Below are 12734 nucleotides of genomic sequence, written 5' to 3' on the forward strand. Positions count from 1 at the left end.
CGAGGCCGTCCGCGCCCGGGCCCCGCTCGTCCAGTGCGTCACGAACACCGTCGTGCAGAACGTGACGGCGAACGTGCTCCTGGCGGTCGGGGCCTCCCCCGCCATGGTCGACGTCCGCACCGAGGCCGGTCCGTTCGCCCGGGTCGCCGACGCGCTGCTCGTGAACACCGGCACGCCGCACGAGGAGGCCCGTGACGCCGCCGTCGAGGCGGCGACCGCGGCCGCCGACGCGGGGACGCCGTGGGTGCTCGACCCCGTGGCGGTCGGGGCGCTCCCGGTCCGGACGGCGCTCGCGCACGAGCTGCTGCCCCTGCGGCCGACCGTCCTGCGGGGCAACGCCTCGGAGGTCCTCGCCCTGCTCGTCGGCGCGGCCGGCGGTCGCGGGACCGACGCCACGGCCACCACGGACGACGCGAGGGCCGCCGCCCGTGCATCGGCGGGGAGGCACGTGGGTGCCGTGGCGGTGTCGGGTCCGGTCGACCTGGTGGTCGCCCCGGACGGGACCGTCGTGCGGGTCGCGAACGGGACGGACCTGCTGACCCGGATCACCGGCGGCGGGTGCGCGCTCGGTGCGGTGGCCGCCGCCTTCGCGTCGGTCACCGCCGACCCCGGCGACGCCGCCGTGGCCGCGACCGTGGCGTACACGGTGGCGGCCGAGCTGGCCGCACGGGACGCCGGCGGTCCGGGGACGTTCCAGCCGCTGTTCCTCGACCGGCTCGCGTCCCTCACCCCGGAGGACCTCGTCGAACGGTCCCTCGTGTCCACCGAGGACGGCACGGGCGCGGCTGACCTCGCCCCCGCCGTGCCGGCTCGGAGCGACCGGTGACCCCGGCTGCTCGCACGGCGGACGACCGCATCGGCGTGTACCTCGTGACGGACACGGAGTTGGCCGGACGGCACGGCCACGGGGTGCTCGGCGTGGTCCGGGCCGCGGTCGACGCCGGGGTCCGCACCGTGCAGGTGCGGGACAAGCATGCGTCGGCGCGGGAGCTCCTCGGTCTGGCGGCCGCCGTGGCCGACGCGGTGGGCGACCGGGCGACCGTGCTGGTGGATGACCGGCTCGACGTCGTGCTCGCCGCACGGCACGCCGGACACCGCGTCGCGGGCGTGCACCTCGGCCAGTCCGACGTGCCCGTGACCGCCGCACGCGCCCTGCTCGGACAGCAGGCTCACGTGGGCCTGACCGCGAACACGCCGGAGCACCTCGCGGCCGTCACTGCCCTGCCCGCCGGGACGGTCGACCTGCTCGGTGTGGGCGTCGTCCGCCCCACCGCGACGAAGCCCGACCACCCCGCGCCGCTCGGCGTCGACGGGTTCGCCCGGATCGCCGCCGCCACCGACCTGCCGTGCGTCGCGATCGGCGGCGTCACCCTCGACGACGTCGCGCCGCTCCGCGCCGCCGGAGCTGCGGGGGTGGCCGTCGTCTCCGGCATCTGTGCGGCGGCCGACCCCGGGGCGGCCGCTGCCGCCTACGTGACCGCGTGGCGGACCGGAGCGGACCGACCGGCTGCACCGCGCCTCCAGGGCGGTGTCCGGTGACCGTCCCACGGGTCCTGACGATCGCCGGGACCGACCCGACGGGCGGCGCCGGACTGCAGGCGGACCTCAAGGCGATCGCCGCCCACGACGGCTACGGCATGGGTGTCGTGACCGCGCTCGTCGCGCAGAACACCACCGGCGTGCGCGCCGTCCACGTCCCGGGGACGGCGTTCCTGCGTGAGCAGCTCGACGCGGTGTCGGACGACGTGACGATCGACGCCGTCAAGGTCGGGATGCTCGGGACGGCCGAGGTCGTGTCGACGGTGACGACCTGGCTCGCCGAGCACCGGCCACCGGTCGTCGTGGTGGACCCGGTGATGGTGGCGACGAGCGGCGACCGGTTGCTCTCCGTCGACGCCGAGGCCGCGCTCACCGAGCTCTTCGCGCACGCCGACCTGCTCACGCCGAACCGGGCGGAGCTCGGGGTGCTCACCGACCTGGCGCGGCGGACGGCCGGCGCGGGTGCGACCCCCGCCGACGGCGACGCACCCGGCGCCGGTCCTGGTGGCGCCGGTCCTGGTGGCGGCATCCTCGGGGACGCGGAGCTCGTCGCCCGGACCTGGGACGTGCTCGTGCTCGCGAAGGGCGGGCACGACGCCGGGCCGACGTCCGACGACGTGCTGGTCGCCCCGGACGGGAGCTCGCGCGTGTTCCGCGGACGACGGATCCGGACGGCGAACACCCACGGCACCGGGTGTTCCCTGTCGAGCGCGATCGCCACGCTCGCCGCGCGGCACGGTGACTGGGAGCTCGCGGTCGGAGCGGCGAAACGGTGGCTCACGGTCGCGCTCGAGCACGCCGACGCGCTCGACGTCGGCGCCGGCAACGGCCCCGTCGACCACGGAGCCGCGACGCGGGCCGTGCAGCCAACCGTCCCGTGGACCCAGACGTGGTGGGAGGACGTCGCCGACGTGCGTGCGGCGACCCTCGACGGGGAGTTCCTCCGTCGTCTTGCGGACGGCACGCTGCCGTCCGCAGTGTTCGACACCTACCTCGCGCAGGACGTGCACTACCTCCGGGCGTACGGTCGTCACCTCGCGACCCTGGCCGACCGGTCGTCCGGCCCGGCTGCGGCGTTCTGGCGCACCGCCGCCGACGGGTGCGCGGCCGAAGCACGGGACCTGCACCACCGGCGCCTCGGGGACGCGCACACCGACGATCCGGTGCACCCCGTGTGCGCCGGCTACCTGGCACACCTGCAGGCCGCCGCGGACACCGGCTCGACCGCCGTCCTCGCGGCCGCCGTGCTGCCCTGCTTCCGGGTGTACGCCTGGGTCGGGACGCGGTTGGGCCTCGCACCCGAGGGGCACCCCTACGCCGACTGGATCTCGGCGTACGGCGACCCGGGCTTCGCTGCGGCGAGCGCCGAGGCCACCGAGCAGGTGGAACGTCTGGCCGCTGCGGCGACGCCCGCGGAGCGCGGCCGCATGGCGCGTGCCCACCGTCGGTCGACCGTGTGGGAGGAGGCGTTCTTCCGGATGGCGCTGTGACCGTCGAGGGGTGGTCGCCACCGTGCGACCGCTGCGTCCGTCAGCGCAGGGGCAGCCGGACGAGCTCGACGGAGAGTTCCCTGCCGTCGACCGTCCCGCGCATCCACGTGTGGTCCGGCTGGCGACGGCGGTCGGTCGGCGAACCGGGGTTCAGCAGCCGGAGCCCGGAGTCCGCGACGGTGTCCCAGGGGATGTGCGAGTGACCGAACACGAGGACGTCGACATCCGGGAACGCGGCGGCGGCCCGACGCTCCCGCCCGGTCGCTGCACCCGTCTCGTGCACGGCCGCGAAACGGAGGTCCTCGACGACGAAGCGGGCCTCGAGCGGGAGCCGGTCGTCGAACTCCGGACCGTCGTTGTTGCCGCGGACGCCGACGAACCGGCGCGACCGGCCCTCGACGGCGTCCAGCGTCGCGAGGTCCACCCAGTCCCCCGCGTGCACGACGAGATCGGCGGCGTCGACGTCACCCCAGAGCGCTCCTGGGAGGTCCTTCGCGCGCTTCGGCAGGTGGGTGTCGGACAGCAGGACGAACGAGGTCGTCACGACGCCGCGCCGCGGGCCGGCATCGGCAGGCCGGCCTCGTCCGCGGTGCCGAGGCGTTCGAGCAGTCCGGCGAGCAGGGCGATGTCGTCGTCGGACCAGTCGGCGAGGCGTTCCTCGAGGGCGTCGCGGTGCAGCCGGACCGAACGTTCGAGTGCCGCGCAGCCGGCCTCGGTCGCGACGAGGGGCTTCGCGTTGCCCGTGCCGCCGTCGGTCGTCCGCACGAGGCCGGCAGCGAGGAGTCCGGACAGCTGCCGGGAGATCGTCGAGCGGTTGAGGCGGAGGTAGCGAGCGATGTCGATGGCCATGCAGCCTGGGTGCTCGACGACGAAGTCCACCAAGGATTGGTCGACGACGCTGAGTACCTCGTCCGACCCACGCGCCCGGATGCTGGCCCTCCTCGTGATGCGGGAGAGCTCGGTGTAGGCGCGTCCGACGTCGGCGTTCCGGACGTCGGACCTCGGGTGGTCCATGGTGGCTCCTGCCTGTCGAGGGCCCGTTCACGCCGGGTCGACCCGGCTCCTTGCGGTCAGAGGATAGCGACGAACCGCTGAGCGGTCGATCAGCGCCGCGGCTGCTCAGGACCCGGCTGCCGCGGCCTGCGGTGCCGCGATGGGCTCGGCGGCTCGGCGGCTCGGCGGCTCGGCGGCTCGGCGGCTCGGCGGCTCGGGTGCTCGGGTGCTCAGTCCGCGACGCCGCGGCTGAGGAGTCCTGCCCGTTCGGGGTGCTCGTCGAACCACTGCCCGACGAACCAGCACATCGGGACGACGCGCTTCTCGGAGGTCTGCTCGACCTCGTCGATCGTGTGCGCGACGAGGGCGGCCGCGTACCCGTGCCCGCGGTGCTTCGGCACGGTGTACGTGTGCGGGAAGGCGATCGCGTCGCCGTTCTCGCGGTAGTCGAGGACGCTGACGAGTTCACCGTCGACGTACATCGCGTAGCGGTCACGGTCGGCCTCGTGGCGGAACTCCTCGGTCATGCCGCCATCATGCTCCCCGGACGGCGGACTGCCCGCTCCGGCTGCCACTCGACGTGGGAATGCGTCCCGTTCCCGCGCGTTGCGTCCTGCATGACCACGATCGGCATCATCGGAGCAGGCAACATCGGATCCCAGCTGGCACGCCTCGCCGTGCAGCACGGCCACGAGGTGGTGATCGCCAACTCCCGCGGCCCGGAGACGCTGACGGACCTCGTGGACGAGCTCGGCCCGTCCGCACATGCCGCCACCCGTGACGAAGCGGCGCAGGCGGGCGAGATCGTCGTCGTCACGACCCCGCTCGCCGCGATCGAGACCATCCCCGTCGAGCCCCTCGTCGGCAAGGTCGTCATCGACACGAACAACTACTACCCGCAGCGCGACGGGCACATCGCGGCGCTCGACGACGAGACGACCACCACGGCCGAGCTGCTGCAGGACCACCTTCGCGGGGCGAAGGTCGTGAAGGCCTTCAACCACATCGCCGCGGCCGCGCTCACCGACGAGGCCGAACCCGCCGGGACGCCCGGCCGCCGCGCGCTCGTGGTCGCGGGTGACGACGCGGACGCCAAGCACACCGTCGCCGACCTCATCGACGCGTTCGGGTTCGACGTCGTCGACGCCGGTGCGCTCGCCGAGGGCTGGCGCATCCAGCGCGACACCCCCGGGTACGTCGTGCGCCTCACGGCGCCGGAGCTGCGCGAGGCGCTCGCCTCGGCGAAGCGGTACCGCGACATGTAGCGCGCGACCACACGACGGACGGGAGGTCGGTGCCGGCTGGCACCGCGCCTCCCGTCCGTGTGTGGAGCGGCGCCGAACGCGAGGTCCACGCTCACCGACGACGCTCGCAGCCGTGAGCGCGAGTCTCGTCGCTCACCCCGAGACTCGCGGAGCCGCCAGAGCCGCCAGAGCCGCCGGGGCCGTCCGGGCCGCCAGAGCCGCCGCGGCCGTCCGGGCCGCCGGGGCCCGGCCGCGTCAGCGGCCGTCGGCCGCGCCGTCGAAGATCACCGTCATCTCGGCGACGTCGTCCTCGGACGGCGACCAGGCCGTGCCGGCCTCGGCGTTCTGCGTGATCTGCTCCGGCTTCGTCGCCCCCGCGATGACAGACGAGAGTCCCGGCTGCGCGAGGAGCCACGCGAACGTCCCCTGCAGCATCGTCACCCCACGCGCGTCACAGAACCGCTGGAACTCGTCGAGCACGTCCCACGGAGCGTCCGCGAGCAGCTGCGGCTTCGCGGTGCTGAGCCGCCCGTCCGCGGGGCCGCCCGCCTTCGTGTACTTGCCCGTGAGCAACCCGTTGTACAGCGGGAAGTACGGCAGGAACCCGAGCGCGTAGGCCCGGACCGCGGGGAGCACCTCGTCCTCGACGGCGCGGGCGAGCGGGCTGTACTCGTTCTGCGCGGACACGAACTGCGTGGTGCCGGCGATCGAGGCGGTGAGTTCGGCCTCGGCGATCTGCCACCCCGCGAAGTTCGAGTGGCCGACGTAACGGATCTTGCCCTCGCGGACGAGGTCGTCGAGCACCGAGAGCGTCTCCTCGATCGGGGTCACCGGGTCCGGGCGGTGCATCTGGTACAGGTCGATCCAGTCCGTCCCGAGGCGTCGGAGCGACGACTCCACGGCGAGCCGCACGTACCGCCGGGAGCCACGCACGCCCCAGTCCGGCCCGTTCGCACCCTGCATGTCGAGGCCGAACTTCGTCGCGAGCACGATCTCGTCGCGACGCCCGGCGACGGCCTTCCCGAGCATCTCCTCGCTGAGGCCGGGCCGCCCGCCGTAGACGTCGGCGGTGTCGAAGAGGGTGATCCCGGCATCGAGGGCGGCACCGACGACGGCGTCCGTGCCCTCCTGCGTCTCGGAGGCGGTGCCGGGCCGCCCGAAGTTGTTGCAGCCGAGGCCGACGGTGGACACGACGAGCCCCGAGGGCCCGAGCGGACGGTGTTCGATTCCGGTCATGCTCCGACCGTACCGACGGGCTCCCGTCCGCGGCCCCGAACTGGGGATGCGCCGGCCCCGGAGCCTCCCGGTAGAACTGACGCTGGATCAGACCACCGGAGGGAGCAGCAGTGGCGTCGCATCGCATGCCGGATTCGGATCGACCCCGGCGGCCGGTCCCCGCCTGGGTCACCGCTCCACCGGAGGACGCCCTGGAGGCACGCCCCGCGTCCGCTGCGTCGGCCCCCGCCGAGCACGTGGTCGGTTCCACCGCGACGGTCGTCGCAGGGGCCGCACCCGTCGCCCGGCCGGAGCACGTCGCTGCCGCGCCCGGCGCACCGCGCGACGACGCTGCGTCCGCGACCCCGCAGCTCGGTGCCACTGCTTCCGCGACCCCGCAGCTCGGTGACACTGCTGCCGCGACCCCGCAGCTCGGTGACACTGCTGCCGCGACCCCGCCGCTCGCCGTCGTCGTGCCGGACTTCCCGCCGGACGAGGACCTCCTGCCGCCGGCACCGACCTCCCCTGCGGTGCACACGCTCCCGTTCGACCAGCTCGTGCGTCCGACGTCGGCGCCGGTGTCTCCGGTCGACGCCGCACCGCTCACCCCGCCCGCGGCCGCGGCCCCACCAGCGCCCCCGACACCGGCCGCCCCGGTGGTCGGTCAGCCGCGGTTCTCGGTGCCCGGCCTGGAGCACGTCGTCGTGGCCGGCAGCGAACCGTCCCCGACCGGCCCCGTCGGCTACCGGACCCCGGCGCGTTTCGCGCAGCGCCAGGCCGCCGCAGCGCCGACCACGTCCGCGCCGGCTTCCGACCCGCGAGTGACCTCCGCGCCCGCGCCGACCGGGCTCGCACGGTCCGGGTCGGGCCGGACCGGAGCCGACGGGCGGACGGTCGACGAGGCCCCCACCGTCGCCGCGCCCGTGGTGCGCGAACCCGCCCCGACCGAGCCGCTCCTCCAGGCCGGCGCAGCCCCGACCGGCGCGGCGACGGCCGGTGACCGGGCCGGGACGCGCCGGATCGGTGCGGCACCCGGAGCCCTCCTCGGCGCAGTGGCCGGCACCGCGACCCTCGGGCTGGCCGCGTGGTGGTTCACCGCGCCGGGCACCGTGCACGGCGTCGGGCTCGTGCTGGGTCTGCTCGCCCTGCTGCTGTCGGGGATCGTCCTGCGCGACCGGTCGGCAACGTGGCAGCGCCCGGTCGCGCTGCTCGGTGCCGCGCTGGGCGGCGTCGGGACCCTCGTGCTGCTGTGGGCGGTGGCGTCGGCGCTGCTGCCGGCGGTCGGGGTGACGCTGCCCGACCTCACCGGGACCGGGACCGTCCCCGCGCTCGCGCCGTAGCGGCCGGGTCGCGCACGGTCGGATCGCGCACGGGCGGATCGCGCACGGCCGGATCGCGCACGGTCGCTCAGACCGCGCGGATCACGCCGCGGGACAGGATCGCGTTCGTCAGCGCGTCCACCGGTTCGCGCTGGGTCGCCGGGTTGGCGATGAGGACGTAGTCCACCGCGGGCAGGTCGGGCAGTGCCAGCCGCTGCGACACCTTCACGAGGTCGGCCGGGATGAGCGAGTGCGGGAACACCGCGACCCCGATCCCCGCCCGGACCGCCGCGAGCACCCCGTTCACGTCGCGCGTGTTGCACGTGATCCGCCACGTGCGGCCCGCCGCCTCGAGCGCGTCGATCGCCATCTGCCTGCTGATGCTCGGTGCCTGGTAGACGATGAGCGGCACGGGCTCGCCGTCCTCGAGCGCGATGCCGTCCTGCGCCATCCACACCATCTGGTCCGTCGCCACGCGGGTGCCCTCGGCCGACTCCCCCGCGGTCTGCTTGATGAACACCAGGTCGAGCTGGCCCGCGTGCACCCGACGGAGCAGCGGCGCGGACTGGTTCACCGTCAGCTCGAGGTTCACGTGCGGGTGGAGTCGCCGGAAGTCGCGCAGGATCCGCGGCAGCTGCGTGATCGCGAGGTCGTCCGCGGCACCGAACCGGAGCCGCCCACGGGTGGCCGCCCCCGAGAAGTACGCGTCGGCCGTGGCGTGCGCGGCGAGGATCGTCCGGGCGAAACCGGCCATGGCGTCCCCGTTGTCCGTCAGGGAGACGCCCCGGGTGTCCCGCGCGACCAGCGTCCGGGCGACCGCGCCCTCGAGCCGTCGCACGTGCTGCGACACCGTCGGCTGGCTGATGCCGAGACGGACCCCGGCGGCCGTGAAGCTCCGCGTCTCCGCGACCGCGAGGAACGTCCGCAACAGCACCGGGTCGAGCACAGCAGGACCTCCTCATTCGACATCGCAATGGAGTGATAGCAACCATACGGGAGCCGAATGGGTGTCGGCGAACTAGTTTCGGGGAGGTACCGTTCCGCCACCGACGTCCGGAGACCCCAACCGTGAGTGCGTCATCGACGACCCTCCCCCCGCCCACCGAACCGCTCCCCGTCGTGTCCGAGCGCCCGCCGTGGCGCCACACCCTCATCGCCCTGTCGGTGCCGAACTTCCGGATCTTCACCGCGACGAACCTCGTGGCGATGACGGCCGGCTGGATGCAGCGCATCGCGCAGGACTGGCTCGTCCTGCAGCTCACCGGCTCGGTCGCCCAGGTCGGCATCACCGTGGCCTGCCAGTTCGCCCCGATGCTCTTCTTCGGCCTCTTCGGCGGCGTCATCGTCGACCGGTTCTCGAAGCGCGCGCTCATGATGCTCACGCAGGGTGCGTTCGCGGTGCTGTCGCTCGTCCTCGCCGTGCTCACGCTGGCCGGAGTCGTGCAGGCGTGGCACATCTGGGTGATCGCGTTCCTCGTCGGCATGGTCACGGTGATCGACAACCCGGCGCGGCAGGTGTTCGTCACCGAGATCGTCGGGCACCAACACCTGCGGAACGCGATCAGCGTCAACTCGAGCGTGTTCCAGCTCGGCGGGATGATCGGACCCGCGCTGTCCGGGGCGCTCCTCGTGGCCGTCGGAGCGGGGTGGTCGTTCGGGGTGAACGCCGTCGCGTGCGCCGCGGTCGTCGTGACGCTCGGGTTCCTCCGGGTGTCCGAGCTGCACCGCACCCCGCCGGCACCGCGCTCGAAGGGACAGCTCGTCGAGGGGCTGCGGTACGCCCTGCACAAGCCGACCATCCTCGTGCCGGTCGTCCTCATGGCGTTCTTCTCGGTGTTCGCACTGACGATGCCCGTGCTGCTGTCGGCGTTCGCGTCCGAGGTGTACGACGTCGGCGCGGGCGGCTACGGCGTGTTCAACTCCGCCGTCGCGATCGGTGCCCTGACCGGGGCGCTGCTCTCCACCCGGCGCGCCACGGTCCGGCTGCGGACGATCGTCGGGGGCGTGTTCTGGACGGGCGTCCTGCTCGTCGCCACCGGAGCCGTGCCGGTGATCGCGCCGTTCACGGTCGCCCTGGTCGCGGTGGGTATGTCGCAGCTGCTCTTCATGACGGCGTCGAACTCGCTCGTGCAGCTGTCGTCGAACGTGGCGATCCGCGGTCGCGTGATGTCCCTCTACGTCCTCGTGCTGCTCGGCGGCCAGGCCATCGGCGGGCCGATCATGGGTCAGGTCGTGGACCACTTCGGGGCCCACGTCGGCATGGTCGTCGCCGGGGGCGTCCCCGCAGTGGCCGCGGCCGTCGTCGGGCTCGTGCTCGCTCGGCGCGGCGGGCTGCACCTCGCGGTGCGGATGCGTCACCACGTGCCGGTGCCCGCGATCGTCGGGCAGCGCTGAGGCGCGGCTCGGTCGCGGCGCGCGCGGCGCGAGACGAACCACGAAAGCGACATCGAACCGGGTCCGAGGCCTGGTTCGATGTCGCTTTCGTGGTGTGGGACGGACTGGAGGCCCGTGGCGGGGTCGCCACGGGCCTCCCGCCCGTCAGGGGGTCACGCTCAGTACGCGACGCCGAAGCGCGCCTGGTGGTGCGCCGGCGTGACGATCTCGTCGACGAACGCGATGGCGAAGTCCTCGCCCGAGATGTCCGAGTTGCCCTCGGCGTCGGTCAGGAGCACGTCGTCCGTCGAGCGGTAGGTGCCCTTCCGCTCACCCGGGTTGTAGCTGCCGAACGCTGCCGCCGGGCTCACGTAGAACCAGTCGACGTCGGTGCCCGACGCCTTGAGCGCGTCGAGGATCGCGGCGTGGCTCTTCGCCTCGCCCGCGAACGCGTCCGGGAAGTCCGGGGTGTCGAAGAGGCGCGGGCCACCCTCGGCGACGAACAGCGAGCCCGCACCCCCGACGATGCCGAGTCGGGCGCCGGCGGCCGAGGCTGCGTCGACGAAGTGCTGGAAGCGGTCCTTCAGCTCGGAGCCGTCGGCCTGCACGGCGTGGAGCGCGACGACGACCACGTCCGCACCCTTCGTGACCTCGGCGACGAAGCCCTCGTCGAACGCGTCACCCTGCGCGAGGGTGAGGCCGTCGGCGGGCTCGAGCTTCGAGGTGTCGCGCGCGACGGCGGTGACGGCGATGCCGCGGGAGAGTGCCTCGCGGGTGATGGCGGAGCCGGCGTACCCGGTGCCTCCGAAGACGACGATGCTGGTCATGGCAGTCCTTTCGTGGAGCGGTTGCCCTTCGTGACTCACTGTACGGGTGTTACTCTCCATCGGTAAGTAGGCACCTTGCAGTGCGTAACGGAGGTCAGCGTGTCCGCTCTCGAGTACACCCCCTACGCGGCCGACTGTCCGTCGCGTCAGCTCCTCGACCGCATCGGTGACCGATGGAGCGTCCTCACGATCGGCTCGCTCGTCGACGGCCCGCAGCGGTACTCAGCGATCGCGAACCGGGTCCAGGGCGTCTCGCAGAAGATGCTCACGCAGACACTCCGCGCCCTCGAGCGTGACGGCCTCGTCACCCGGACCGTCCACCCCGAGATCCCGCCACGGGTCGAGTACGAGCTCACCGAGCGGGGCCGGTCCCTCCGCACCGTGCTCGAGCCGCTCGAACGCTGGGCGACCGAACACATGGACGACGTCGCAGCGTCGCGCGAGACGTACGACACGCGACAGCGCTGACCGGCGCTGCCGCCGCACCTGCACCGCGGCTGGAATCGTCGAGCGGTGCCGGTGGTTGCCTGGTGTCATGCGATCAGTCGTCTACTCGAAGCCCGGTGACTCATCCGTCCTGACCCTCGAGGAGCGCCCGCTCCCGGAGCCGGGCCCCGGCGAGGTGCGCGTCCGCGTCGTCGCCTCCGGGGTCAACCCGACCGACTGGAAGGCCCGAGCCGGGGGTACCTACGGCGACGGCCTGCCCTTCCCCGAGATCACGCCGAACCAGGACGGCTCCGGCGTGGTCGACGCGGTCGGTGCGGACGTCGACCACCTACACGTCGGCGACCGGGTCTGGCTCTACATGGCTGCATCGGGCCGTCCGACGGGCACCGCGCAGGAGTTCACGGTCGTCCCCGCCGAGCGAGCCGTCCCGCTGCCGGACGGCATCGGCCACGACGTCGGCGCCTCGCTGGGCGTCCCCGCGATGACCGCCCACCGCGCGCTCACCACACACGAGCACGGACCGGACCGGCTGGCTCCCGGAGCACTGGACGGCAGGACCGTCCTGGTGGCGGGCGGCGCCGGCGCCGTCGGGCACGCCGCGATCCAACTCGCACGCTGGGCCGGTGCGACCGTGGTGTCGACGATCAGCTCCGACGAGAAGGCCGCGCTCGCGACCACCGCCGGAGCGCACCACACGGTGAACTACCGCGACGAGGACGCGGCCGACCAGATCCGGCGGATCGCGCCGGACGGCGTCGACATCGTCGTCGAGGTGTCGATCCCGCAGAACGCGCAGCTCGTCGCCGCGGTGCTCGCGAACCACGGTGTCGTGTCGATCTACGCGAACAACGGCGGCGACGGCGCGACGCTGCCGATCCGGCCGAACATGAGCGTGAACGCGCGATACCAGTTCCTGCTGCTCTACACCATCGGCGACGAGGCCCTCGCCGCGGCCGCCGAGGACGTCACCGCGGCCCTCCACGACGGCGTCCTGCCGGTCGGTGCGGACGCCGGCCTGCCGCTGACCCGGTTCCCGCTCGAGGAGACCGCGGCCGCGCACGACGCGGTCGAGGGCGACACCGTCGGCAAGGTGCTCATCGACGTCAGCGAGGAGTGAGCACGGCACGCACCGATGCGGGCGGATGCGGACGACGAAGCGCGGAGGAACGCCGAGCGCAGCGTCTGCGGGGAACGACGGAGCGCCGTGCCCACCGGTCATCCGGTGGGCACGGCGCTCCGTCGTCAGGTCGGTGGCTGTGGGGTCAGCGGGCGAGCGCAGCGGCGAGG

At 73.7% G+C, this 12734-nt stretch carries 14 protein-coding genes; 8 read left to right on the forward strand and 6 right to left on the reverse strand.

The window, feature by feature from the left end; translation table 11 throughout:
• The 3 genes from thiM to NS184_RS14265 form a co-directional block, all read left to right on the forward strand.
• The coding region (gene thiM / locus NS184_RS14255) for a hydroxyethylthiazole kinase (RefSeq protein ID WP_058726772.1) at positions 1–826 on the forward strand (826 nt) is incomplete at its 5' end.
• A complete protein-coding gene (gene thiE / locus NS184_RS14260) occupies positions 823–1539 on the forward strand; it encodes a thiamine phosphate synthase (RefSeq protein ID WP_242863068.1) in 717 nt (238 codons plus the stop codon). The genes thiM and thiE, both read left to right, overlap by 4 nt.
• Complete coding sequence (locus NS184_RS14265; RefSeq protein WP_058726773.1) at positions 1536–3029, forward strand: bifunctional hydroxymethylpyrimidine kinase/phosphomethylpyrimidine kinase; 1494 nt, start codon at positions 1536–1538, stop codon at positions 3027–3029. Before thiE ends, NS184_RS14265 begins: the two co-directional genes overlap by 4 nt.
• Before the next feature lie 40 nt (positions 3030–3069).
• Here the strand turns inward: NS184_RS14265 and NS184_RS14270 are convergent, their stop codons facing one another.
• The 3 genes from NS184_RS14270 to NS184_RS14280 form a co-directional block, all read right to left on the reverse strand.
• Positions 3070–3573, reverse strand: a complete 504-nt coding sequence (locus NS184_RS14270) for a metallophosphoesterase family protein (protein ID WP_058726774.1) — start codon at positions 3571–3573, stop codon at positions 3070–3072.
• A complete protein-coding gene (locus tag NS184_RS14275; protein ID WP_058726775.1) occupies positions 3570–4043 on the reverse strand; it encodes a MarR family winged helix-turn-helix transcriptional regulator in 474 nt (157 codons plus the stop codon). The genes NS184_RS14270 and NS184_RS14275 overlap by 4 nt, the downstream gene beginning before the upstream one ends.
• Positions 4044–4252: 209 nt before the next feature.
• Positions 4253–4549: a GNAT family N-acetyltransferase gene (locus tag NS184_RS14280; RefSeq protein ID WP_058726776.1), complete on the reverse strand. Its 297-nt coding sequence runs from the start codon at positions 4547–4549 to the stop codon at positions 4253–4255.
• Between the two features lie 90 nt (positions 4550–4639).
• On the opposite strand from NS184_RS14280, the gene NS184_RS14285 reads away from it, so the two are divergent.
• A complete protein-coding gene (locus NS184_RS14285; protein WP_058726777.1) occupies positions 4640–5287 on the forward strand; it encodes an NADPH-dependent F420 reductase in 648 nt (215 codons plus the stop codon).
• Positions 5288–5521: 234 nt separating this feature from the next.
• Here the strand turns inward: NS184_RS14285 and NS184_RS14290 are convergent, their stop codons facing one another.
• Entirely contained in the window at positions 5522–6502 is a 981-nt protein-coding gene (locus NS184_RS14290) for an aldo/keto reductase (RefSeq protein WP_058726778.1), read from the reverse strand.
• A gap of 125 nt (positions 6503–6627) precedes the next feature.
• Between NS184_RS14290 and NS184_RS17980 the strand changes: the two genes are divergently transcribed.
• Entirely contained in the window at positions 6628–7821 is a 1194-nt protein-coding gene (locus tag NS184_RS17980; protein WP_152998236.1) for a hypothetical protein, read from the forward strand.
• Between the two features lie 67 nt (positions 7822–7888).
• On the opposite strand, the gene NS184_RS14300 is transcribed toward NS184_RS17980, so the two are convergent.
• Positions 7889–8746 carry a LysR substrate-binding domain-containing protein gene (locus NS184_RS14300; RefSeq protein ID WP_058726780.1) on the reverse strand — a complete coding sequence of 286 codons (858 nt, stop codon included), beginning with the start codon at positions 8744–8746 and terminating at the stop codon, positions 7889–7891.
• A 173-nt stretch (positions 8747–8919) separates the two neighbouring features.
• On the opposite strand from NS184_RS14300, the gene NS184_RS14305 reads away from it, so the two are divergent.
• Positions 8920–10194 carry an MFS transporter gene (locus tag NS184_RS14305; RefSeq protein WP_242863069.1) on the forward strand — a complete coding sequence of 425 codons (1275 nt, stop codon included), beginning with the start codon at positions 8920–8922 and terminating at the stop codon, positions 10192–10194.
• Between the two features lie 158 nt (positions 10195–10352).
• On the opposite strand, the gene NS184_RS14310 is transcribed toward NS184_RS14305, so the two are convergent.
• Positions 10353–11000, reverse strand: coding sequence for an NAD(P)-dependent oxidoreductase (locus tag NS184_RS14310; RefSeq protein WP_058726782.1), 648 nt, complete (start codon positions 10998–11000; stop codon positions 10353–10355).
• A gap of 99 nt (positions 11001–11099) precedes the next feature.
• On the opposite strand from NS184_RS14310, the gene NS184_RS14315 reads away from it, so the two are divergent.
• Together NS184_RS14315 and NS184_RS14320 are read left to right on the forward strand one after the other, a co-directional pair.
• Positions 11100–11468 (forward strand): winged helix-turn-helix transcriptional regulator, encoded by a 369-nt coding sequence (locus tag NS184_RS14315; RefSeq protein WP_058726783.1) that lies wholly within the window; start codon positions 11100–11102, stop codon positions 11466–11468.
• Between the two features lie 67 nt (positions 11469–11535).
• Positions 11536–12564 (forward strand): NADPH:quinone reductase, encoded by a 1029-nt coding sequence (locus NS184_RS14320; protein WP_058726784.1) that lies wholly within the window; start codon positions 11536–11538, stop codon positions 12562–12564.
• The last annotated feature ends 170 nt before the right edge of the window (positions 12565–12734 follow it).

It is taken from the genome of Curtobacterium luteum (genome assembly GCF_001475545.1).
GTDB classification, from domain to species: Bacteria; Actinomycetota; Actinomycetes; order Actinomycetales; family Microbacteriaceae; genus Curtobacterium; species Curtobacterium luteum_A.

Coding starts and splice junctions, on each gene's coding strand:
- NS184_RS14275 (WP_058726775.1), bottom strand. CDS start 4,043: ATGGACCACCCGAGGTCCGACGTCCGGAACGCCGACGTCGGACGCGCC.
- NS184_RS14280 (WP_058726776.1), bottom strand. CDS start 4,549: ATGACCGAGGAGTTCCGCCACGAGGCCGACCGTGACCGCTACGCGATG.
- NS184_RS14285 (WP_058726777.1), top strand. CDS start 4,640: ATGACCACGATCGGCATCATCGGAGCAGGCAACATCGGATCCCAGCTG.
- NS184_RS14290 (WP_058726778.1), bottom strand. CDS start 6,502: ATGACCGGAATCGAACACCGTCCGCTCGGGCCCTCGGGGCTCGTCGTG.
- NS184_RS17980 (WP_152998236.1), top strand. CDS start 6,628: ATGCCGGATTCGGATCGACCCCGGCGGCCGGTCCCCGCCTGGGTCACC.
- NS184_RS14310 (WP_058726782.1), bottom strand. CDS start 11,000: ATGACCAGCATCGTCGTCTTCGGAGGCACCGGGTACGCCGGCTCCGCC.
- NS184_RS14320 (WP_058726784.1), top strand. CDS start 11,536: ATGCGATCAGTCGTCTACTCGAAGCCCGGTGACTCATCCGTCCTGACC.